Genomic DNA, 20,782 nt, shown 5'->3' with positions numbered 1-20,782 from the left:
AGTGGCCCGTGCGCTCAGCAGTACCCACGCGCTCAGAGCGGCCCGTGCGCCGTGAGGGACCGATACGCCACGCCCCGAGGAACCCACGCGCCACGGAAGGCCGCGTGCGCCGCGCGAGCCGCGTACACCGCGAGGGACTCATGCGCCTCGGCAGCCGCGTACACCGCGAGGGACTCATGCGCCTCAGATGCCTCGGGTGCCTCGAAAGCATCACCGGCGCCACCACGCCAGACGGACAAGTGACATTTACTGCTCGTTCACTGCCGAAATCGAGCAGTATCGCGCACGCAGCCAGTACGCTCGCTGGTGCACGGGCTACCGCACCCCCTGACCCATGACCGCCTCCTGACTCCCTCCGTCGAAGGACATGTGTCGTGCGCAGACCATCCCGCAGCCCCGGAGCGCTCCTCGCCCTTCTCGCCATGGCCGCCGGCCTGCCCCTCGCCGCGACCGCGTCCCAGCAGGCGCGGGCCGCGACGCCGGCGGCGCCGACACAGCAGGCGGCACGGCCGGCGCCCCGGCTCGCCGCGTCCGCAGACCACCTCACCCTGACCGTCCCGCCGACCTCCGGCGCCCCCGGCTACGCGCTGCGGGTGACGAGAAGTCAACTGTCGTTCACCACCAGCAGCTCGGGCGCCACCGTGCTGGCCACCGCGACCGGCGGCGACGGCGCGCTGCGCTTCCGCGCAGGCGGCGCGTGGCGCCACGCCACCCGCGTGACCCGCTGGTCCTGGCAGCACGGCACGCTCGCCCTGACCGCCGACACCACCGTCCCCGGCGTCACCGTAGAGGCCCGCGTCACGCCCGCCGCGGACCGCTACCGGCTGGACTGGCAGGTCGACGGCGCCTCCCCCGAACAACTCGGCCTCGCCTACGACCTGAAGTCGGCCGGGCACTGGTACGGCCACGGCGAGACGCAGACCCCGCACGGCGGCCCCGCCACCGACCAGCCGTGGCCGCTGGACAGCGGCGAGGTGGTCCACCCGGGCTTCGGACCCGCCTCCTACTACATGGTGGACCCCTTCTGGTTCACCTCGCGCGGCGCCGGACTGCGGGTGGACACCGGCCACGTCATGAACGTGGCGATCAACCAGGGCGAGGACGGCCTCGGCCGCTTCGACGTCGCGTCGGCGGACCCCTACCGGTCGACGGTCTTCGTGGAGCGGACGCCGCTCGACGTGTACCGCGACTACGTCGGCGTCGTGGGCAAGCCCGCGAAGAGCGACGCCTCCTACCGCCAGTACGCCGAGCCGGTGTGGAACTCCTGGGCGCAGTTCTACACCAAGGTCGACCAGGCCAAACTCCTCGACTACGCCCAGGACCTGCACGACCACGGCATCACCGGGCACGCGCTCCAGCTCGACGACAAGTGGGAGTCCGACTACGGGAACATGACCTTCGACGCGAAGGCGTACCCCGACCCCGCCGCCATGTCCCGGAAGATCCACGGCCTGGGCTTCGACTTCGGCCTGTGGGTCACCCTGTGGATCAACCTCGACTCCGACCAGTACCAGTACGCCGCCGACCACGGCTACCTCCTCAAGGACGCCGCCGACCCGGCCAAGCCCTGCACGGTCACCTGGTGGAACGGCAAGGCGGGCATCGTCGACCTGGGCAACCCGCAGGCCGAGTCCTGGTATGCGGGCCGCCTGAAGTCCCTGATGGGCGCCTACGGCGTCGACGGCCTCAAGTTCGACACCCGCTTCTTCGACGAGCGGTGCGCCCCGCACCCGGGCTACCAGCCCGCCGACTACCAGCGTCTGGGCGCGGAACTGGCCGACGGCTACGACCTCCAGGGCGTCGGCATCCGGGTCCACTGGGACACCGCCGCGCACCGGGCCGGGTTCGTCACCCGCCAGGTGGACAAGGGCACCGGCTGGGACTCGCTGCGCGCCTCCGTCACGCAGAACCTCGCCATCTCCACGATCGGCTACCCCTTCGTCGCCACCGACATGATCGGCGGCTCCAGCGCCAAGCCCTCGCCCACCAAGGAGGTCCTGGTCCGCTGGGCCCAGTCCGCGGCGCTGATGCCGCTGATGTACGCGTCCACCTCGCCGGTGGACACCGTCGACCCGACCACCGGCAAGAAGGTGGTCTACGACCGGGAGACGACCGCCCTCTACCGCGAGGCCGTTGCCCGCCACCGCCGCCTGGCCCCTTACATCTGGGACCAGGTCCGGCACACGCTGAAGACCGGCGACCCGATCATGCGCCCGCTGTTCTTCGACTACCCCCACGACCAGGCGGCCTACACGGTCGCCGACGAGTGGATGCTGGGCCCGGCCGTCCTGGCAGCCCCCCAACTCACCGACGCCCCCACCCGCAGCATCCACCTCCCCCCGGGCGCCTGGTACGACGTGGCCCACGCCCGCATCCTCCGCGGCGCCCAGACCCTCAAGTCCTACGCCACCCCCCTGGGCGCCACGCCCGCCTTCATCAACCTCAAGGCGAAGGGGGCGTCGAAGGCTTTGCGCGCCCTACGCTGACCGTCCCCCGGCCCAGGCGCCTGGGCACAGGCCCCCGGGCGCCATCCCGGGCGCTCGGGGGCGTCCCGCCGGGATGCAGTACCAGCTCGGAAACGGTCCCGCCGGGGGTGCAGGGGGCGGAGCCCCCGCCGGGGCGGGGGGCGGAGCCCCGCCGGGGGTGAGGGGCGAAGCCGGGGGTGAGGGGCGGAGCCCCACCGGGGTCCGGGGCGGAGCCCCGCGGCGGGACGTTCTCACTCACCGAGTCGGGCGGGCGGGTGGGCGAAGGGGCAGGGGCGAAGCCCCTGCCGGGGTCCGGGGCGGAGCCCCGCGGCGGGGACGTTCTCACTCACCGAGGCGGGTGGGCGGGTGGGCAAAGAGGCAGGGGGCGCAGCCCCCGCCGGGGCCCGGGGCGGAGCCCCGGAGAGGAGGGACTTCCACTCACCGAGCCGCGGGGAGTGCCACCCCGTCAGAAACCGAGACGCCGCAACTGCTTGGGATCCCGCTGCCAGTCCTTGGCGACCTTCACGTGCAGGTCGAGAAAGACCGGCGTCCCCAACAACGCCTCGATCTGCTTGCGCGACTTGATGCCGACGTCCTTCAGCCGCTTGCCCTTGGGCCCGATGACGATCCCCTTCTGGCTCGGCCGCTCGATGTACAGGTTCGCGTGGATGTCCAGCAACGGCTTGTCCGCCGGACGGTCCTCACGCGGCAGCATCTCCTCCACGACCACCGCGATGGAGTGCGGCAACTCGTCCCGCACCCCCTCCAGCGCCGCCTCCCGGATCAGCTCCGCCACCATCACCTGCTCGGGCTCGTCCGTCAGGTCGCCCTCGGGATAGAGGGCGGGCCCCTCCGGCAGCAGCGGGATCAGCAGATCGGCGAGCAGATCCACCTGCTTGCCCGACGCCGCCGACACCGGCACGATCTCCGCCCAGGAGATCCCCAGCTCCTGACCGAGCTGGTCGATCGCGATGAGCTGCTCCGCCAGCGCCTTGGGGTCGACCAGGTCCGTCTTGGTGACGATCGCGACCTTCGGCGTCCTCTTGATCGCGGCCAGTTCCTTGGCGATGAAGCGGTCGCCGGGACCGATCTTCTCGTCGGCCGGCAGGCAGAAGCCGATCACGTCGACCTCGGCCCAGGTCGTGCGCACGACGTCGTTCAGCCGCTCGCCCAGCAGCGTGCGCGGCTTGTGCAGCCCGGGGGTGTCCACCAGGATGAGCTGGGCGTCCGGCCGGTGCACGATGCCCCGCACGGTGTGCCGCGTGGTCTGCGGACGGTTGGAGGTGATCGCCACCTTCTGCCCGACCAGAGCGTTCGTGAGGGTGGACTTGCCCGCGTTGGGGCGGCCCACGAAGCAGGCGAAGCCGGACCGGTGGACTGCCTCGGCGGGCTGCTCGGATGACTGGGTGCGAACGCTCATGGCGTTCATTGTCCCTGATCCAAGACCCCCCGCCGCACAGCCCACCGCCCCCGCCCCCCAACGCACGCCCTACAAGGCGCCGAAAGCCCCGCTCCCAGACGAAACGAGGCCAGCGGCTACGGCCGTCAGCGCGGTCACACGGAGGTCTACCGCGGCGCGGAGTACCGGGTCGACCTGGTGCCCGAGGTCCGCATCGACGTGGTCGTGGAGGACGCCCACGCCGAGGCGGTCACCGACGCGGTGGTGCGGGCCGCGCACACCGGGAAGACCGGCGACGGCAAGGTGCGGTCCGTGCCGGTGGAAACGGTCGTCCGCGTCCGCACCGGCGAACGCGGCCCAGACGCCCGGTAAGGCATCGACCGCTACTCCGCCGGTCCCGCCTCCACCGTCAGCCGGACCGTGCCGTCCGGGCCGGCCAGCAGCACCGGGGTGCCCGCGCCGCCCAGGTCGCCCACCGCGGCGCGGTCCTCCGGCGGGACGCCCTCCGCCTCGCTGACCACCGCCGCCGCCTCCAGTGACGTGGCGCCGGAGGCCACCGCCATGGCCACCGCCGTCTGGAGGGCGCTCAGCTTCAGCGACGCCAGGTGCACCGATCCGGCGGCGTAGGTGCGGCCCGTCTCGTCGCGCACGGCCGCGCCCTCCGGCACGCCGTTGCGGGCCCGCACCGAACGGGCCAGGGTGACGATCTTGCGGTCCTCGGGGTCGAGCCCGTTGCTGTCGCTCATGATCCGAGCATACGGAGCCGCCGGGCGCCCGCCTCGTCGCGTCCGCGACCACGGCTGCTTTTTGACTTCAAGTCAGCTTCAACTCGTATGCTCCGCCGAACAGACGATCGGCACAGACAATCGACGCCACACCACAGGAGTCCACTTTGCGTTACCGCACGCTCGGCAGGACCGGCATCGAGGTCAGCGTCCACTGCCTCGGCACGATGATGTTCGGCGCCCTCGGCAATCCCGATCACGACGACAGCTCCCGGATCATCCACGCCGCCCTCGACGCCGGCGTCAACTTCATCGACACCGCCGACATGTACTCCGCGGGCGAGAGCGAGGAGATCGTCGGCAAGGCGCTCCAAGGCCGCCGCGACGACGTGGTGCTCGCCACGAAGGTGCACTTCCAGATGGGCGAGGGCCGCAACCGCAGCGGCAACTCCCGCCGCTGGATCGTCAAAGAGGTCGAGGACAGCCTGCGCCGGTTGCAGACCGACTGGATCGACCTCTACCAGATCCACCGCCCCGACGAGAACACCGACATCGAGGAGACCCTCTCGGCGCTGAGCGACCTGGTCCACCAGGGCAAGATTCGCGCCTTCGGCTGCTCCGCCTTCCCCGCCGAGGACCTGGTCGAAGCCCACCACGTCGCCGAACACCGCGGCCTGCTGCGCTTCCGTACCGAGCAGCCGCCGTACTCGCTCCTGGCCCGCGGGATCGAACGCTCCCTGCTGCCGGTCTGCGAGCGCTACGGGATGGGCGTGCTGACCTGGAGCCCCCTGGCCGCCGGGTTCCTGTCCGGTAAGTACCGCAAGGCGCAGAGCGTCGACATGAACGACGGCCGCGCCGCCCTGCAACCGTTCCGCTTCGACCCCGCACTGCCGGAGAACGCCGCCAAGTACGAGGCCGTGGAGCAGCTCGTCGAGCTAGCCTCCGACCTCGGCTGCACCCTGCCGGAACTGGCCGTCGCCTTCGCCGCGGCTCACCCCGCCGTCACCTCGGTGATCATCGGCCCGCGCACTCAGGCACAGCTCGAAGGACTGCTGAAGGGCGCGCAGCTCACCCTCGACGACGCCGCGCTGGACCGCGTCGACGAGATCGTGCCGCCGAGTACGGACCTCTACCGCGCGGACGCCGCCTGGACCCCGCCGTCGCTCGCCGATCCGGCACGGCGCCGCCGCCCGCTCGCGGAACGATCAGCGAGCTGAGTTCTCATAGAGGCAAGAGAGGCCCCCGCCGGAACTCGCGGCGACGACCTCCATTACTGGTCACTGGCGAGATCGGAGCCAACCATGAGAGCAGTCCGCTTCAGCCGGTTCGGCGGTCCAGAGGTCCTGGAGATCGTGGATCTGCCTGACCCGCACCCCGGCCCCGGCCAGATCCGCGTCGCCGTACGCGCCGCCGGGGTCAACGCCGGCGACTGGAAGAGACGACAGGGACTGCTGGACCCCGACCTCCCTCAGACCCTGGGCTACGAAGCAGCCGGCATCGTCGACGAACTGGGCGAAGGAGTCACTGACGTCGAGACGGGCGACCGCGTCTTCGGCTTCTGCGGCGCAGGCGCGGCGCAGGCGCAACTGGCGATCCTGGACCACTACGCGCCTCTGCCGCGCTCGCTGAACTTTGCCGAGGCCGCCACGCTGCCGGCCGCGATCGAGACGTCTGCCCGCGCCCTGGACCAGCTCGGCGTCCGCGAAGGCATGACCGTGCTGATCAACGGCGCCTCCGGCACCGTCGGCAGCGCCGCCGTCCAGCTCGCCGCCGTCCGCGGGGCCCGCGTGATCGGGACGGCGAGCCCGGCCCACCACGAGCGCCTCCGCTCCATGAAGGCCGAACCGGTCGCCTACGGCGAGGGCATGGCCGACCGGGTGCGCGCCCTGGCGCCCGCAGGCGTCGACAAGGCGCTCGACGTCGCCGGCAACGGCATCCTGCCCGAACTCATCGGCCTCGCGGGCGGCGACGCCGGCGACGTCGTCACCCTCGCCGACTTCTCCGGCGCGCAGGAGCACGATGTCCGCTTCAGCCGCGGTGACACCGGGCGGGCTCTGTACATCCTGGACGAGATCGGCCCCCTGATCGACGCCGGACAGTACACACTGCCCACCGTGCGGACCTTCCCCCTGGCCGAGGTCGCGACCGCACACCGCACCGGCGAACAGGGCCGCCTGCACAGCAAGCTCGTCCTCCTGAACGACTGAACCGGCGACGTCGCCAGTGCAGCGCGCGCGGTGCCCTTCGGGCCGCGCGTCCCGCGCGTCCGCCGCGTCCGCTCAGGGGCGGTCGAGGCGGAGCCGGTCGGCTCGCGGCAGACCGGCCACCACCAGGTCGTAGGAATCCTCCGCCAGCTCCCTGACCAGCCGGTCCGGGAGCTGGCCGTCGATCGTGACCGTGTTCCAGTGCCGCTTGTTCATGTGCCAGCCCGGGACGATCAGGCCGGGATGCCGCTCGCGCAGCCGGACGGCGTCCTCCGGGTCGCACTTGAGGTTCACGGTCAGGGGCCGCTCGCCCAGCGCGGACAGGGCGAACATCTTGCCCAGCACCTTGAAGACGGAGGTCTCCGGGTTGAACGGGAAGTCCTCCACGGCCGCGTTGAACGACAGGCACAGGGCGCGCAGCTCCTGCGGGGTCACTCGACCTCCCCGCCCTGCTCGGCCTTCTCCCGCTTGTCGGCTTTCTCCCGCTTGTCGACCTTCTCGGGCTTCTCGGGCTTCTCGGCCATCTCGGTCCGCTCGCCCCGGTCGGGCTTCTCGCCGCTCTGCTCGTCGTCCCCGGGCGGATCGGCCGCGGACACGGGCTCCACCAGCACCGTCACGATCTTGTTCCGGCGGCCCGCCGCCGCCTCCGCCGTCAGCCGCAGCTCCCGGCCGTCCGGCAGCTCGACCACCGAGGACGCCCCCGCGATGGGCACCCGGCCCAGCGCCTTGGCGAGCAGCCCGCCGACCGTCTCCACGTCCTCGTCGTCGTACTCCTCCAGGCCGTACAGCTCGCCCAGATCGGTGATGTCCAGCCGGGCGGTGACCCGGTGGCGGCCCTCGCCCAAGTCCTCCACCGGCGGCAGCTCCCGGTCGTACTCGTCGGTGATCTCGCCGACGATCTCCTCCAGGATGTCCTCGATGGTGACGATGCCGGCCGTGCCGCCGTACTCGTCGATGACGACGGCGACATGGTTGCGCTCCTTCTGCATCTCGCGCAGCAGGTCGCCCGCGTTCTTGGTGTCCGGCACGAACACCGCCGGGCGCATCGCCGTGGACACCAGGTCGCCCTCGGCCTCCCGGCTGACGAGCGTGCGCCGGGCCAGATCCTTCAGGTACACGATGCCGACGACGTCGTCCTCGCTCTCGCCCATGACCGGGACGCGCGAGAACCCGGAGCGCAGCGCCAGCGTGAGGGCCTGCCGGATCGTCTTGTACCGCTCGATGGCCACCAGATCGGTGCGCGGCACCATGACCTCGCGGACCAGGGTGTCGCCCAGCTCGAAGACGGAGTGCACCATACGGCGCTCCTCGTCCTCGATCAGCGACTCCTGCTCCGCCAGGTCGACCAGCGCGCGCAGCTCCGCCTCGGAGGCGAACGGCCCCCGGCGGAAGCCCTTGCCGGGGGTGAGCGCGTTGCCGATGAGGATCAGCAGGGGTGGGATCGGCCCCATGACCCGGGCCAGCGGCACCAGCACATACGCCGCCGCGGTCGCGGTGTTCAGCGGGTGCTGGCGGCCGATGGTGCGCGGCGAGACGCCGACGGCCACGTACGACACCAGCACCATGACGGCGATGGCGACGACCAGGGCCTCGGCCGTGCTGGAGAACGCCTCCAGGCAGGCGTAGGTCACCAGGGCGGCCGCCGCCATCTCGCACGCCACGCGCACCAGCAGCGCCACGTTGAGGTAGCGGGTCGGGTCGGCGGCGACCTTGGCCAGCTTGGCGCCGCCCCGGCGGCCGGACTTCACGGCCTCCTCGGCCCGGAAGCCGGAGACGCGGGCGAGGCCCGCCTCCGCGCAGGCGGCGAGCCAGGCGACGACGACCAGCGCGACCGCACCGATCACGATCTGCGGACTCATTCCAGGACCGGCCCGTCTACGAGACGGTCGGCGCCGGGGAGGGCCCGGTCAGCCCGCGCTCGGCCCGCCAGCCGTCCACGATGGCGGCCTGGAGCCCGAACATCTCGGCCTTCTCGTCCGGCTCCTCGTGGTCGTATCCCAGCAGGTGCAGCACGCCGTGCACGGTCAGGAGCTGAAGCTCCTCGTCCATGGAGTGCTGCGTGGCGGCCTCGGCGCCCTGCCGGGCGGCGACCTCCGGGCACAGCACGACGTCGCCGAGCAGGCCCTGCGGGGGCTCCTCCTCGTCCTTGCCCGGCGGACGCAGCTCGTCCATCGGGAAGGACATGACGTCCGTGGGCCCCGGCAGGTCCATCCACTGCACGTGGAGCTGCTCCATGGCGTCGGCGTCCACGACGATCACCGACAGCTCGGAGAGCGGGTGGATGCGCATCCGCGCGAGCGCGAAGCGGGCGATGTCGAGGATCGCCTGCTCGTCGACCTCGGTTCCGGACTCGTTGTTGACGTCGATCGACATGGTCGTGCTGGCTCTACTTCCCCTTGTGCCCTTGCCCGGACCGGCCGTGACCGCCTGCCCTGGGCGCGCCGCCGTCGGCGCCGTGCGTGCTGTCGTACTTCTCGTACGCGTCGACGATACGGCCCACCAGCTTGTGCCGGACGACGTCCTGCGACGACAGCCGGGAGAAGTGGACGTCCTCGACCCCCTCCAGGATCTCCTGCACCTGCCGCAGCCCGCTCTTCGTGCCGTTCGGAAGGTCCACCTGGGTCACGTCGCCGGTGATGACGATCTTCGAGTCGAAGCCCAGCCGGGTGAGGAACATCTTCATCTGCTCCGGACTGGTGTTCTGCGCCTCGTCCAGGATGATGAACGCGTCGTTGAGCGTCCGGCCCCGCATGTACGCCAGCGGCGCGACCTCTATCGTGCCCGCGGCCATCAGGCGGGGGATGGAGTCCGGGTCGATCATGTCGTGCAGCGCGTCGTACAGCGGGCGCAGGTAGGGGTCGATCTTCTCGTACAGCGTGCCCGGCAGGAAGCCGAGGCGCTCGCCGGCCTCGACCGCCGGGCGGGTCAGGATGATCCGGTTGACCTGCTTGGACTGGAGGGCCTGCACCGCCTTGGCCATGGCCAGGTAGGTCTTGCCGGTGCCGGCGGGGCCGATGCCGAAGACGACCGTGTGCCGGTCGATCGCGTCGACGTACCGCTTCTGGTTGAGCGTCTTGGGGCGGATGGTGCGGCCGCGGGAGGACAGGATGTTCTGCGTCAGGACCTCGGCCGGGGTCTCCTGGCCGTCGCCCTTCCCGTCCTCGCTCGCCTTGAGCATCGCGATCGAGCGTTCCACTGCGTCCTCCGTCATCGGCTGCCCGGTGCGGAGCACCAGCATCATCTCGTCGAACACGCGCTGGACGAGGGCGACCTCCGCCGGGTCGCCGACCGCGCTGATCTCGTTGCCCCGGACGTGGATGTCGGCCCCCGGGAAGGCCTTCTCGATCACGCGCAGGAGGGAGTCGCCGGAACCCAGCAAGGTCACCATGGGGTGCTGGGCGGGGACGGTGATCTGTGCTCTGGCCTGCCCCTGCGCGGGGGTGTGGGCTGCGGGTGTCTGAGTCATGGGCCGGCGCTGAAGGCCTGCGGTTCCTCCTCGTCACGGCCGCGTAGCTGAGGGCGGCCTCGCGCTTCCAAGCGTACGACGGGCCAGTGACAACGCCGTAGGATTTTTCGTCCGGACGGGGGACGGCCGGACGGTCACCGGGCGGGTCCGCCGCCGTGCCGGGCAGGCCGGGCAGGCCGGGGAGGCTGGGGAGGCCCGGTGGGGCGGCCCTGGTCCCGCAGCAGGTCCCGGTACCAGGCGTACGACGCCTTCGGCACGCGCTCCAGGGTCTCGAAGTCGACGTGCACCAGGCCGAAGCACCGGGCGTAGCCCTCCGCCCACTCGAAGTTGTCCAGCAGCGACCAGACGAAATAGCCGCGCACGTCCGCGCCCGCCTCCAGCGCCCGGTGCAGGGCGCGGACGTGGGAGTCCAGGTAGGCGATCCGCTCCTGGTCGTCCAGGCCCTCGTAGGCGCAGCCGTTCTCGGTGACCAGGACGGGCGGCAGCCGGTCGCCGTACCGCTCGCGCAGGCCGGTCAGCAGCTCGGTCAGCCCCTCGGGCGCCACGGGCCAGCCGGAGTCGGTGACCGGGCGGCCCTCGATCGGCAGCACCGAGAACGGCAGCTCCGCGGGGAGCGGGACGCCCCCGAACTCGGTCCCGGCGCCCTGCGGGGCGCCCACCCGGGCCGGGGCGTAGTAGTTGATCCCGTACCAGTCCAGCGGCTCGGCGATCACCTCCAGGTCCGCCGCCACGTCCCCGGGCGTGCCGGGCATGGCCTCGGCGATGCCGTCCGGGTAGCGGCCGAGCAGCAGCGGGTCGGCGAAGAGCCGGTTGAGCAGCAGGTCGTAGAGGTCCGCCGCCTCGGTGTCGGCCGGGTCCGGCGAGGCCGGCCAGGCGGGGGAGTGGGAGTTGGCGATGCCGACGCCGTCCGCCCCGGCGGCGCGCAGCGCCCGGACCGCCAGGCCGTGGGCGAGCAGTTGGGTGTGGGCGACCGGGAGCGCGTCGAAGAGGAGGCGCCGGCCGGGTGCGTGCACGCCGAGCGCGTGGCCGAGCAGGGTGTGCTCGGCGGGCTCGTTGAGCGTGGTCCACTGCCGCACCCGGTCGCCGAGCCGGGCGGCGACCAGCGCGGCGTACTCCGCGAACCGCTGCGCCGTGTCCCGCTGCCGCCAGTCGAGCCGGGCCGGGAGGTCCCAGTGGAAGAGGGTGGGCAGCGGGCGCACCCCGGCCGCGCACAGCTCGTCGACCAGCCGGTCGTAGAAGTCCAGGCCGCCGGGCGAGCACACCCGGGGCCAGGAGACGGAGAAGCGGTACGCGCCGGCGCCGAGGTCCGCGAGCAGGGCCACGTCCTCGCGGTAGCGGTGCAGGTGGTCGCAGGCGACCGCCGCCGTGGAGCCGTCCTTGATCCGGCCCGGCTCGGCCGCGAAGACGTCCCACACGGACGGCTCGCGCGCGTCGGCCGCCCCCTCGATCTGGTGCGCCGAGGTGGACACGCCCCACAGGAAGCCGTCCGGGAACCGGGGGATCGCCGGCCGCGCTCCGCCCCGGCCGCCCGCGTCAGTCACCATGCGCGGATCCTCCGCACCGGGGGCGGGGAAGTCAACGCCCTTGCGTCAACGGTGAGTTCGCACCCCGCGCACTTCGGTCACGACGTGGAGGTCACGGCGCGGACGTAACAGCGCGGGCGTAACGGCCCGCACGGCCGGGGCACGGGCCGCACGTCACGGGCACAGAACGGTCGGCATGAGAGCGCCCGCCGCCCGCACGCCACGGTGCGCACGCCGACCCCCGCACGTCACGCCCAGGGCGCCGACCCCCGCACGTCACAGCCGAGGCACCGCCCCCCCCCCCCCGCCCGTCACGCGCCCTCGCCCAGCACCTTGGCGATCAGTCGGCGCTGTTCCTCGGTTAGGCGGGGGTCGGCCGCGTACACGGTCCGCCCGTCCACGGTGATCTCGTAGCGGAAGCCGTCCGGGACGCCGTCCGGCGGCGTGTCCTGCGCGGCGGCCACCGCCTTGTCGGCCAGGGCCCGCCACTCGGGGGCGTCGGGCAGGGCGGAGACGTCCACCTCGGCCTGCCGCTCGATGCCCGCGAATCCACCGGTACGCCGCACTCGAATACGCATGGGTCCTGTCTAGTACGTCCGCGCCCCGGTCGGCAGCCCCTACGGCGTCCGGATGCCGACCTCCGCCCACGCCTTCTGCACGCCCTGGAGTTCGCCGCCCGCCCCGTAGCGCGCGCGGGCGGCCGCCGCGGTGAGGGCGGCGAAGTCCGCGAAGTCCGCGTCCGGCTTGAGCTTGCCGCCGGTGAGCACGTCGTACCAGATCTGCCCGGCCTTCTCCCAGGCGTGGCCGCCGAGCGCGACGGCGGTCAGGTAGAAGGCGTGGTTGGGGATGCCGGAGTTGATGTGCACGCCGCCGTTGTCGCTGCCGGTGTGGACGTAGTGCTCCATGGAGGCGGGCTGCGGGTCCCTGCCGAGCGCGTCGTCGTCGTACGCCGTGCCCGGCGCCTTCATGGAGCGCAGCGCCGTGCCGGTGACCGAGGGGGCGAGCAGGCCCGCGCCGATCAGCCAGTCCGCCTCGGCGGCGGTCTGGCCGAGGGCGTACTGCTTGACCAGCGAGCCGAAGACGTCGGAGACCGACTCGTTCAGCGCGCCGGACTGGCCGAAGTAGGCGAGGTTGGCGCTGTGCTGGGTGACGCCGTGGGTCAGCTCGTGGCCGATGACGTCGACCGGGATGGTGAAGTCCAGGAAGACCTCGCCGTCCCCGTCGCCGAACACCATCTGCTCGCCGTTCCAGAACGCGTTGTTGTACTTCTGGTCGTAGTGCACGGTGGCGTTCAGCGGCAGGCCGCGGCCGTCGACGGAGTCGCGTGCGTACGCCCGCAGGTACAGCTCGAAGGTGGCGCCCAGGCCGGAGAAGGCGCGGTTGACCGTGGCGTCGGCGCCGGGCCGGCCGTCCTCGGCGCGCACCTCGCCGCCGGGCAGATCCGTGCCGTGACCGGCGTCGTAGATCGTGCGGTGCGCGTTCCCCGTCTCCTGGCCCGCGGGCGCGGCGGCGGTCGCTCCGGCGACGGTGGTCAGCCGGCGGCGGGTGCGCTCCAGGGCGTCGCGCTCCAGGCTGCGGCGGGCCGGGCCGGAGAGCGCGGGGTCCTCGTTGCGCGCGAGGCGGTCGAGGATGTGCGGCGGCACGATGGTGCAGAAGACGGGCCCAAGGCCCCCATGGCGGGTCATACCTCGCACCTTCGCACTGTGTCACTCCGCTGTCACTACCCGCAACTATGATTGGTGAAATATCGGGGCAAGGGGGCCGCGAGCCGGTCACACGGTGGTAGGGCGCTCGATGGCGCGTCACCGAGGGTGCGCGACCCGGGGGAGCGGAGGTGAGGTCACGCACACTTCGTACCTTTTTCCCTTTTTCTCCCCTTCGGTTTCGCATACTGGAACAAGCCCGCGCGCCCGGCCCGGCTCGGCTAGGCTGCCCCGCATCATGCGTTTCGGGCTGCTTCTCCTTAGCTGCCGCGGCGAGGGCCTGTAGTCGAGGTCGACCCCCTCCCCGCGGAGTCTGGCGTTGCGCCGTCGGCCGTCATTTCCGGCACCCGCGCCACCCGCGGACACCCCGAGGAGCCCACGCGACATGGTCAATCGTCAGCAGCCCAGCGCCCTGCCGATCCACAAGTACGGCCGGTACGAGCAGGTGGACATCCCCGACCGCACCTGGCCCGACCAGCGGATCACCGTCGCCCCGCGCTGGCTGTCCACCGATCTGCGCGACGGCAACCAGTCCCTGATCGACCCGATGTCCCCCGCCCGCAAGCGCGCGATGTTCGACCTGCTGGTCAAGCTGGGCTACAAGGAGATCGAGGTCGGCTTCCCCGCCTCCGGCCAGACCGACTTCGACTTCGTGCGCTCCATCGTCGAGGAGGAGGGCGCGATCCCCGACGACGTCACGATCTCCGTGCTGACGCAGGCCCGCGAGGACCTGATCGAGCGGACCGTGGAGTCGCTGAAGGGCGCCAAGCGGGCCACCGTCCACCTCTACAACGCCACGGCCCCGGTCTTCCGCCGGGTCGTCTTCCGCGGCTCCAAGGACGACATCAAGCAGATCGCCGTCGACGGCACCCGCCTGGTGATGGAGTACGCCGAGAAACTGCTGGGCCCCGAGACCGAGTTCGGCTACCAGTACAGCCCCGAGATCTTCACCGACACCGAACTGGACTTCGCGCTGGAGGTCTGCGAGGCGGTGATGGACGTCTACCGGCCCGGTCCCGGCCGCGAGATCATCCTCAACCTGCCCGCCACCGTGGAGCGTTCCACGCCGTCCACGCACGCGGACCGCTTCGAGTGGATGCACCGCAACCTGTCCCGCCGCGCGCACGTCTGCCTGTCCGTGCACCCGCACAACGACCGGGGCACGGCCGTGGCGGCGGCCGAACTGGCGGTGATGGCAGGCGCCGACCGCGTCGAGGGCTGCCTGTTCGGCCAGGGCGAGCGCACCGGCAACGTGGACCTGGTCACCCTGGGCATGAACCTGTTCTCGCAAGGCGTCGACCCGCAGATCGACTTCTCCGACATCGACGAGATCCGCCGTGCGTGGGAGTACTGCAACCAGATGGAGGTCCACCCGCGCCACCCGTACGTGGGCGATCTGGTCTACACGTCCTTCTCCGGCTCCCACCAGGACGCCATCAAGAAGGGCTTCGACGCCATGGAGGCCGACGCGAAGGCCGCGGGCGTCGGGGTCGACGACATCGAGTGGGCGGTGCCGTACCTGCCGATCGACCCCAAGGACGTCGGCCGCTCCTACGAGGCCGTCATCCGCGTCAACTCCCAGTCCGGCAAGGGCGGCGTCTCCTACGTCCTGAAGAACGACCACAAGCTGGAGCTGCCGCGCCGGATGCAGATCGAGTTCTCGCGGATCATCCAGGCGAAGACGGACGCCGAGGGCGGCGAGATCACGCCCAAGGAGATCTGGGCGGTCTTCCGGGACGAGTACCTGCCCAACCCGGAGAACCCCTGGGGCCGCATCCAGGTCAAGGCCGGCCAGTCGACCACGGACACCGACGGCGTGGACACGCTCACCGTCGAGGCGACGGTGGACGGCGCGGACACGATGCTGTCCGGCTCGGGCAACGGCCCTATCTCGGCGTTCTTCGACGCCCTGGGGTCCGTCGGCGTCGACGTACGCCTGCTGGACTACCAGGAGCACACGATGAGCGAGGGCGCCTCCGCGCAGGCCGCCTCCTACATCGAGTGCGCGATCGACGGCAAGGTCATGTGGGGAATCGGCATCGATGCGAACACGACACGTGCGTCGCTGAAGGCGGTCGTCTCGGCCGTCAACCGCGCTTCTCGCTGATCCGCGCTGACCAGCGTTTTCCGGGGCCCCGGTCACCCACACGGGTGATCGGGGCCCCGGCGTGCGCCGTCGGTTACCGGCCAACGGAACGCGCAGGTCACGGAAAGGTCTCCTTCGGGGTACTGACGCGGCCTCACCACTGTGGCTAACATCACGCCCACGTGGCGATGGTGCCACGGGGTAACGGAGGTGCGACGTGCTGCCAGTACGGGGACGAAACGGCCGCGCCGTCAGGCGTGTCCGCATCCTGGGCACCCGCACCGCCTGGACGCCCGTAGGCGACGGCGAGTTCTTCTGCCCGGACTGCGGGGGCGACCGCAACTACCAGCGGCTGAGCGGCCGGCGCCGCTTCACCGTCTTCGGGGTGCCGGTGCTGCCGCGCGGGACCGCCGCGCCGGTCGTGCGGTGCGCCGCCTGCCAGGGCCACTTCGGCGCCGACGCCCTGGACCACCCGACCACCACCCGGTTCTCCGCGATGCTCCGCGACGGCGTGCACACCGTCGCCCTCGCGGTGCTGTCCGCGGGCGGCACGGCCTCCCGCACGGCCCTGGAGACGGCCGCGGGCGCCGTCCGCGCCGCCGGGCTCGCCGACTGCTCCGAGGAGCAACTGGCCGCCCTGGTCGAGGCGCTGCACGCGGACACCGGCCGGGTCTACGAGGAGCAGCCGTCGGTGACCGGTCTGGCCATAGAGCTGCACGAGGCGCTGGACCCGCTGGCCCCGCACCTGGCCCCCGCGGGACGGGAGTCGATCCTCCTCACCGGCGCCCGCATCGCCCTGGCCGACGGCCCCTACACCCCCGCCGAACGCGACACCCTGGCCACCGTCGGCGCGGCCCTGACCCTCTGCTCCGACGACGTGACCCGCCTGCTGGCGGAGGCGCGCACCCCGTCCTGACCCGGTGCCGCCCCCGCCGCGCCGGCCGCTGCGGCGGGGGGCACGCAGGGCCCCGAACCGGGCCTCCGCCCTACAACAGCTCCGCCGCCGCCAGGAACTCGCCCACCCGCTCCACCTCCCGCTCCGACAGCGGGATCTGGGGCTCCGCCGTGGCCGGGCAGTCGATGACGCCGCGCAGGTGCAGCGCCGCCTTGAACGCGCCCAGCGCCGACGACCCCGGGCCCATCCGGGAGGCGTCGCCGGCGCGGGTCAGGCCGAACAGCCCGCACAGCCGCTCCTGCTCGCCGCGCGCCCCCTCCCAGTCGCCCGCGCGGGCCAGCCGGTACAGGCGGACGTAGCCGTGCGGGTCGACGTTGGCCAGCCCCGGCACCGCGCCGTCCGCGCCGAGCGCGAGGGCCGCGTCGACGAGCTGCTCGGAACCGGTGAGCACGGCGAACCCGGAGGCGCCCGCGTCGGCGCGCACGCCGGTGAGGATCTCCCGGAAGCCGGTCAGGTCCCCGCTGGAGTCCTTCAGCCCCGCCAGCACGCCCTCGGCGGCCAGCTCCACGAGCAGCGAGGCGGGCGGCCTGCCGGGCACTGAGACGGGGATGTCGTAGGCGACGACCGGCGCCGGGCTCCGGGCCGCGATGCGGCGGAAGTGCCGGGCGATCTCCGCCGGGTGCCCGGCGCGGGCGTAGAAGGGCGCGGTGACCACCACGGCCTGCGCGCCCGCCGCCGTCACCGCCGCCACGTGGTCGAGCACCCGGGCGGTGCTCATGTCGATCGCCCCGGCGATCACCGGCAGGCTCCCGCCCACGTGCGCGACGACCGCCTCCACCACCTGCCGGCGCTGCCGGTCCGTCAGGAACGCCGCCTCGGAGGACGACCCGAGCACGAACAGCCCGTGCACCCCGCCCTCCACCAGATGGTCCACCAGCCGCAGCAGCGAGGGCACGTCCACCTCGCGCTCCGGGGTCAGCGGGGTGCACACCGGCGGGACGACTCCGGTCAGCGGGACGGCGACGGTCATGCGAACTCCCTTGAGGCGGACGGCAGACGGCGGACGGCGGACGGCGGACGACGGCACCTGCCTTCTCCTACCCGCGGGCAGACCCGCGCGAGCAGGCCCCGGCGGTGCGGCGAGGACGTCACGCAGCGAACCCCGACCGGTTCGCCCCCGACTCGTCCCGCAGCCGCATTTGGGCGTCTGGAGCGGGCCGGGGGCGACGGCAGGCGCCCATGCGCAGATGTTCGTGGCCAGACGCTCCGAATGCGCCGCATGGGCGAAGTATTCAGCGAACTGCTGTTCCTTAATGAGTTCGCGCCAAAGGCGCTCGAAAAAAACGTCGGTTTGCAGCACCTGGTCGATTCGCTGGGCCACGTCCGACTAAGGCTTTCTGATCGCCTGTTCGAACCGGCCGACTGGCCGATGTCGCCCCCGAGGCGAAGACCCTCGCCCCCGGCGCCACCTGCGTCAGCCCCGCGTTCTCCCTGCGGCGCCTGAGTTCCATGCCGAAGAACTCTCCCACCGCCTGGCGTGAACCGTTGGCCATTGCCGACCCCCTCGTGCCGCCCGCGCTTGTAGAGCTAAAGCCCCTTCCGAGTCTAGGCGCGCATCGTCACGGTGGTGAAACGAAGCGTGAAACTCCGGTGCCTGGAAAAGACCACCGGGGAGAGGGAAGGGAAGCGAACAGTGGAAGAACGGCACTCAGAGCACTCGGCGTCCTCGGAGCACTCGACCGTCTGCGTACGGGAGGCGGAGGCGACCCTGGACGCCTTGCGCGGGGCGCTGGCGAAGGCCGGCATCACCCTGCCCTCACTGGGGCTCGACCCGGCCGGGCTGGCCCGCGAGGCGCCCTGCCCGCTGGTCGACCTGGGCCGCTGCACCGTCGAGACGGCCGCGCGGCTCGTCGCGGCCCTGCGGTGAGCGGGGGCGGTCCGCCGGTCGGCGCCTACGCCCTGGACACCGGCAGCGGCCGGGTCGGGGTCGTCATGGGCCACGAGGGGCCGTACGTGCAGTTGCGGCCCCTCGGCGGGGGACGGGAGTGGGACTGCGCGCCGGACGCCGTGCGCACCGCGACCCCCGCCGAGCGGCTGAGCGCCTGCACGGCGTACCTCAACGCCCGCAGCCGGGGCGAGGTGCCGTGAGCGCGCGCCGGTCCGAGCGAATAACCGATGGCGCGGCGGGCGGCGTTCGCGTTGGCTGGGCGGCATGACCGAACTGCGCACCGACCGCCTCCTGCTGCGCCGCTGGCGGGAGTCCGACCTGGCGCCGTGGGCGGCGATGAACGCCGATCCCGAGGTGCGGGAGTACCTGGGCGAGCCGCTGACCCGCGAGCAGAGCGACGCCTCCGTGGCGCGCTTCCTCGCCGACTTCGCGCGGCGGGGCTACGGGTGGTGGGCGGTCGAGGTGCGGGCCACGGGGGAGTTCGCCGGGTTCGCCGGCCTGGACCCGGTGGACGACGGCCTGCCGTTCACGGGAGTGGAGATCGGCTGGCGGCTCGCCCGTCCGGCCTGGGGCCGCGGATACGCCACCGAGGCCGCGCTGACCGTCCTGGACCACGGCTTCGGGGCGCTCGGGCTGGAGGAGATCCTCGCCGTGACCGCGGTCGGCAACGTCCGCTCGCAGGCGGTGATGCGCCGCATCGGCATGACCCGGGACCCGGCCGGCGACTTCGACGACCCACAAGCGCCCGAAGGGCCCCTCCGCGCGCAGGTGCTGTACCGGATCGCCCGCGGTGCTCAGAGGGCCAGCCGCATGCGCTGACGGGGCTCCCCGGGGCCGAAGTAGTCCTGGAGGACGTCGCCGGACGGGGCGAAGCCCAGGGCGCGGTAGAGGGTCAGGGCTGAGTCGTTGGCGGGGTCCACCGTGAGCAGCACCTCTGTCGCGCCCTCCGCGCGCAACCGCCCGAGCATCTCGGTCATCAGCTCGCGGCCGACCCCGTTGCCGCGCAAGGCGGGGCTGACGGTGAGGCTCAGTATCCAACTGGCGGCGCGGTGCGGCGGGGTGGCGAGCACATAGCCGTGCAGCGCGCGGCCGTCGTCGACGACGAGCAGGTGGTCCCCGAGCGCGTCGTGGAACTGGCGCAGGGCGAAGTACGGATACGGTCCGTCCGGGAACGCCTCGCGGTCCAGGCGCAGCACGTCGGGCAGGTCGGTCTCCGTGACCCCTCTGATCTCCAGCGCCGCCTTCCCGGGCGGGCGGCCGGCGGCCGAACCGGTGCGCGAAGGGTGACGGACGGCGCGGTCCCCATGGCCCCCGGGAAACGGAGTCATTCGGTCCCCTTTTCGTGGCGACATATTGCTATGACCGTATGAATTATTGGCGCAGGGCATGATCGCAACGACTTCTGCCATCTTTACCCGCTGATTTCGGCCGTTCAAGTAGAGATTCGGACCACATGCGATCGATTGTTCACCCGGCCGAAAAGAAGCGTGCGCGCACCGCTCGCCGTGATCGCCGTGGTGAATCACGCGCGGCGCGGTTCTCTGTGCGCCCGTGCTGCTACGCTGAGTTAATGACCTCGGGATCGCCGATCGGCGCGGAGAAGCTGAACGACGATGTGGCCTGGGAGGATTTCGATCCCAGGGAGTACATCAACCACAATTACCTCGTCCTGCATCCGGACGACGAGGAGATCATCAGCGTCGTCCGCGATCATTTCAGCAGCCATTTCGGCGCCTCCGGCGGCGTTCCCACCGGCATCGACGTCGGCGCGGGTCCCAACATCTATCCCGCCCTCGCCATGCTCCCCTGGTGCGACAAGATCACACTCCTGGAGCGCTCCCCGGCGAACGTGCAGTACCTGGGCGCGCAGTGCGAGTCCTACGCGGACCACTGGGACCAGTTCTGGGACGTGCTCCGCCGGGACCCGGCCTATCGCGGGCTGGGCGCGGACCCGCGGGCGCGGTTCGCGCAGACCGTCCACCCCCGGCTCGGCAACCTCTTCGACCTCTGCCGGGGCGACGAACGCTGGTCGCTGGGCACCATGTTCTTCGTCGCCGAGTCGATCACCACGTCGCGGGAGGAGTTCCGGCGCGGCGTCGGCTGCTTCATGAAGGCCCTGGAGCCCGGCGCCCCGTTCGCCGCCGCCTTCATGGAGCACTCCCGGGGATACCGGGTGGGCGACAGCAGCTTCCCCGCGTTCGACATCGACGACCAAGAGGTCCGTGACGCGCTCGGACCCTACGCGGAGAAGGTCGAGACCCACCGGCTGGGCCAGCCGGGAGGACTGCTGCGCGAGGGCTACACCGGAATGATCGTCGCCTGCGGCCACCGGGGCGGCTGAGCCATGGCCTCGTCCGTTCGCCGTCCG

General features: G+C 72.0%; 20 protein-coding genes and 2 pseudogenes. 10 read left to right on the top strand and 12 right to left on the bottom strand.

Going from position 1 to position 20,782, the window contains the following annotated elements; all coding sequences use genetic code 11:
* Positions 1–422: 422 nt before the first annotated feature.
* Complete coding sequence (locus tag ABZ861_RS18735; protein WP_361631497.1) at positions 423–2,486, top strand: glycoside hydrolase family 31 protein; 2,064 nt, start codon at positions 423–425, stop codon at positions 2,484–2,486.
* A gap of 445 nt (positions 2,487–2,931) precedes the next feature.
* On the opposite strand, the gene era is transcribed toward ABZ861_RS18735, so the two are convergent.
* The gene (era, locus tag ABZ861_RS18730) at positions 2,932–3,885 is read right to left on the bottom strand and encodes a GTPase Era (protein ID WP_361631370.1); all 954 of its coding nucleotides are present in this window, start codon (positions 3,883–3,885) and stop codon (positions 2,932–2,934) included.
* 78 nt (positions 3,886–3,963) lie between these two features.
* Here era and ABZ861_RS18725 point away from each other — a divergent pair.
* Positions 3,964–4,236, top strand: a pseudogene (locus ABZ861_RS18725) (P-II family nitrogen regulator); the annotation flags it as partial.
* Between the two features lie 11 nt (positions 4,237–4,247).
* Here the strand turns inward: ABZ861_RS18725 and ABZ861_RS18720 are convergent.
* Positions 4,248–4,610: a cytidine deaminase gene (locus ABZ861_RS18720; protein WP_361631368.1), complete on the bottom strand. Its 363-nt coding sequence runs from the start codon at positions 4,608–4,610 to the stop codon at positions 4,248–4,250.
* A 146-nt stretch (positions 4,611–4,756) separates the two neighbouring features.
* Here ABZ861_RS18720 and ABZ861_RS18715 point away from each other — a divergent pair, with 146 nt between their 5' ends.
* Together ABZ861_RS18715 and ABZ861_RS18710 are read left to right on the top strand one after the other, a co-directional pair.
* The gene (locus tag ABZ861_RS18715) at positions 4,757–5,806 is read left to right on the top strand and encodes an aldo/keto reductase (protein WP_361631366.1); all 1,050 of its coding nucleotides are present in this window, start codon (positions 4,757–4,759) and stop codon (positions 5,804–5,806) included.
* An 84-nt stretch (positions 5,807–5,890) separates the two neighbouring features.
* On the top strand, positions 5,891–6,796 hold the full coding sequence (locus ABZ861_RS18710; RefSeq protein WP_361631364.1) for an NADP-dependent oxidoreductase: 906 nt from the start codon (positions 5,891–5,893) through the stop codon (positions 6,794–6,796).
* A gap of 72 nt (positions 6,797–6,868) precedes the next feature.
* On the opposite strand, the gene ABZ861_RS18705 is transcribed toward ABZ861_RS18710, so the two are convergent.
* The 7 genes from ABZ861_RS18705 to ABZ861_RS18675 form a co-directional block, all read right to left on the bottom strand.
* Positions 6,869–7,228 carry an MmcQ/YjbR family DNA-binding protein gene (locus ABZ861_RS18705; RefSeq protein ID WP_361631362.1) on the bottom strand — a complete coding sequence of 120 codons (360 nt, stop codon included), beginning with the start codon at positions 7,226–7,228 and terminating at the stop codon, positions 6,869–6,871.
* Positions 7,225–8,652: a hemolysin family protein gene (locus tag ABZ861_RS18700; RefSeq protein ID WP_361631360.1), complete on the bottom strand. Its 1,428-nt coding sequence runs from the start codon at positions 8,650–8,652 to the stop codon at positions 7,225–7,227. The genes ABZ861_RS18705 and ABZ861_RS18700 overlap by 4 nt, the downstream gene beginning before the upstream one ends.
* Positions 8,653–8,668: 16 nt before the next feature.
* On the bottom strand, positions 8,669–9,166 hold the full coding sequence (gene ybeY, locus ABZ861_RS18695; RefSeq protein ID WP_361631358.1) for an rRNA maturation RNase YbeY: 498 nt from the start codon (positions 9,164–9,166) through the stop codon (positions 8,669–8,671).
* A 13-nt stretch (positions 9,167–9,179) separates the two neighbouring features.
* Positions 9,180–10,259: a PhoH family protein gene (locus ABZ861_RS18690; protein ID WP_361631356.1), complete on the bottom strand. Its 1,080-nt coding sequence runs from the start codon at positions 10,257–10,259 to the stop codon at positions 9,180–9,182.
* 134 nt (positions 10,260–10,393) lie between these two features.
* Complete coding sequence (locus ABZ861_RS18685) at positions 10,394–11,803, bottom strand: GH1 family beta-glucosidase (protein WP_361631354.1); 1,410 nt, start codon at positions 11,801–11,803, stop codon at positions 10,394–10,396.
* A 290-nt stretch (positions 11,804–12,093) separates the two neighbouring features.
* Positions 12,094–12,360, bottom strand: coding sequence for a protealysin inhibitor emfourin (locus ABZ861_RS18680; RefSeq protein ID WP_361631352.1), 267 nt, complete (start codon positions 12,358–12,360; stop codon positions 12,094–12,096).
* Between the two features lie 39 nt (positions 12,361–12,399).
* Positions 12,400–13,467 carry a M4 family metallopeptidase gene (locus ABZ861_RS18675; RefSeq protein ID WP_361631350.1) on the bottom strand — a complete coding sequence of 356 codons (1,068 nt, stop codon included), beginning with the start codon at positions 13,465–13,467 and terminating at the stop codon, positions 12,400–12,402.
* Between the two features lie 403 nt (positions 13,468–13,870).
* Between ABZ861_RS18675 and leuA the strand changes: the two genes are divergently transcribed.
* Both leuA and ABZ861_RS18665 read left to right on the top strand, forming a co-directional pair.
* Entirely contained in the window at positions 13,871–15,592 is a 1,722-nt protein-coding gene (gene leuA / locus ABZ861_RS18670; RefSeq protein ID WP_361631348.1) for a 2-isopropylmalate synthase, read from the top strand.
* Positions 15,593–15,788: 196 nt separating this feature from the next.
* On the top strand, positions 15,789–16,487 hold the full coding sequence (locus tag ABZ861_RS18665) for a TerB family tellurite resistance protein (RefSeq protein ID WP_361631346.1): 699 nt from the start codon (positions 15,789–15,791) through the stop codon (positions 16,485–16,487).
* Positions 16,488–16,557: 70 nt separating this feature from the next.
* On the opposite strand, the gene ABZ861_RS18660 is transcribed toward ABZ861_RS18665, so the two are convergent.
* Both ABZ861_RS18660 and ABZ861_RS18655 read right to left on the bottom strand, forming a co-directional pair.
* Positions 16,558–17,496, bottom strand: a complete 939-nt coding sequence (locus ABZ861_RS18660) for a dihydrodipicolinate synthase family protein (RefSeq protein WP_361631495.1) — start codon at positions 17,494–17,496, stop codon at positions 16,558–16,560.
* Positions 17,497–17,670: 174 nt separating this feature from the next.
* Positions 17,671–18,019: pseudogene (locus ABZ861_RS18655) on the bottom strand (helix-turn-helix transcriptional regulator); the annotation flags it as partial.
* Positions 18,020–18,159: 140 nt separating this feature from the next.
* On the opposite strand from ABZ861_RS18655, the gene ABZ861_RS18650 reads away from it, so the two are divergent.
* The 3 genes from ABZ861_RS18650 (at position 18,160) to ABZ861_RS18640 (ending at position 19,233) form a co-directional block, all read left to right on the top strand.
* Positions 18,160–18,393, top strand: coding sequence for a hypothetical protein (locus ABZ861_RS18650; RefSeq protein ID WP_361631344.1), 234 nt, complete (start codon positions 18,160–18,162; stop codon positions 18,391–18,393).
* Complete coding sequence (locus ABZ861_RS18645) at positions 18,390–18,614, top strand: hypothetical protein (protein ID WP_361631507.1); 225 nt, start codon at positions 18,390–18,392, stop codon at positions 18,612–18,614. Before ABZ861_RS18650 ends, ABZ861_RS18645 begins: the two co-directional genes overlap by 4 nt.
* 64 nt (positions 18,615–18,678) lie before the next feature.
* A complete protein-coding gene (locus ABZ861_RS18640) occupies positions 18,679–19,233 on the top strand; it encodes a GNAT family N-acetyltransferase (protein ID WP_361631342.1) in 555 nt (184 codons plus the stop codon).
* Here the strand turns inward: ABZ861_RS18640 and ABZ861_RS18635 are convergent.
* Positions 19,209–19,742, bottom strand: a complete 534-nt coding sequence (locus ABZ861_RS18635) for a GNAT family N-acetyltransferase (protein ID WP_361631340.1) — start codon at positions 19,740–19,742, stop codon at positions 19,209–19,211. The genes ABZ861_RS18640 and ABZ861_RS18635 overlap by 25 nt on opposite strands.
* Positions 19,743–19,984: 242 nt before the next feature.
* On the opposite strand from ABZ861_RS18635, the gene ABZ861_RS18630 reads away from it, so the two are divergent.
* Positions 19,985–20,755, top strand: a complete 771-nt coding sequence (locus tag ABZ861_RS18630) for an SCO2525 family SAM-dependent methyltransferase (RefSeq protein ID WP_361631338.1) — start codon at positions 19,985–19,987, stop codon at positions 20,753–20,755.
* The last annotated feature ends 27 nt before the right edge of the window (positions 20,756–20,782 follow it).

Source organism: Streptomyces sp. NPDC046985, assembly GCF_040644415.1.
Taxonomy (GTDB): Bacteria; Actinomycetota; Actinomycetes; order Streptomycetales; family Streptomycetaceae; genus Streptomyces.
The sequence above is the reverse complement of the archived record's forward strand: the minus strand, read 5'-3'. Positions and strand labels throughout refer to the sequence as shown.

Bases quoted from the DNA above. Each gene is read 5' to 3' on its own strand.
- ABZ861_RS18700 (WP_361631360.1), bottom strand. From the start codon at position 8,652: ATGAGTCCGCAGATCGTGATCGGTGCGGTCGCGCTGGTCGTCGTCGCC.
- ABZ861_RS18680 (WP_361631352.1), bottom strand. From the start codon at position 12,360: ATGCGTATTCGAGTGCGGCGTACCGGTGGATTCGCGGGCATCGAGCGG.
- ybeY (WP_361631358.1), bottom strand. From the start codon at position 9,166: ATGTCGATCGACGTCAACAACGAGTCCGGAACCGAGGTCGACGAGCAG.
- ABZ861_RS18720 (WP_361631368.1), bottom strand. From the start codon at position 4,610: ATGAGCGACAGCAACGGGCTCGACCCCGAGGACCGCAAGATCGTCACC.
- ABZ861_RS18690 (WP_361631356.1), bottom strand. From the start codon at position 10,259: ATGACTCAGACACCCGCAGCCCACACCCCCGCGCAGGGGCAGGCCAGA.
- era (WP_361631370.1), bottom strand. From the start codon at position 3,885: ATGAGCGTTCGCACCCAGTCATCCGAGCAGCCCGCCGAGGCAGTCCAC.
- ABZ861_RS18630 (WP_361631338.1), top strand. From the start codon at position 19,985: ATGACCTCGGGATCGCCGATCGGCGCGGAGAAGCTGAACGACGATGTG.
- ABZ861_RS18735 (WP_361631497.1), top strand. From the start codon at position 423: ATGGCCGCCGGCCTGCCCCTCGCCGCGACCGCGTCCCAGCAGGCGCGG.
- ABZ861_RS18710 (WP_361631364.1), top strand. From the start codon at position 5,891: ATGAGAGCAGTCCGCTTCAGCCGGTTCGGCGGTCCAGAGGTCCTGGAG.
- leuA (WP_361631348.1), top strand. From the start codon at position 13,871: ATGGTCAATCGTCAGCAGCCCAGCGCCCTGCCGATCCACAAGTACGGC.
- ABZ861_RS18640 (WP_361631342.1), top strand. From the start codon at position 18,679: ATGACCGAACTGCGCACCGACCGCCTCCTGCTGCGCCGCTGGCGGGAG.
- ABZ861_RS18685 (WP_361631354.1), bottom strand. From the start codon at position 11,803: ATGGTGACTGACGCGGGCGGCCGGGGCGGAGCGCGGCCGGCGATCCCC.
- ABZ861_RS18635 (WP_361631340.1), bottom strand. From the start codon at position 19,742: ATGACTCCGTTTCCCGGGGGCCATGGGGACCGCGCCGTCCGTCACCCT.
- ABZ861_RS18660 (WP_361631495.1), bottom strand. From the start codon at position 17,496: ATGACCGTCGCCGTCCCGCTGACCGGAGTCGTCCCGCCGGTGTGCACC.
- ABZ861_RS18675 (WP_361631350.1), bottom strand. From the start codon at position 13,467: ATGACCCGCCATGGGGGCCTTGGGCCCGTCTTCTGCACCATCGTGCCG.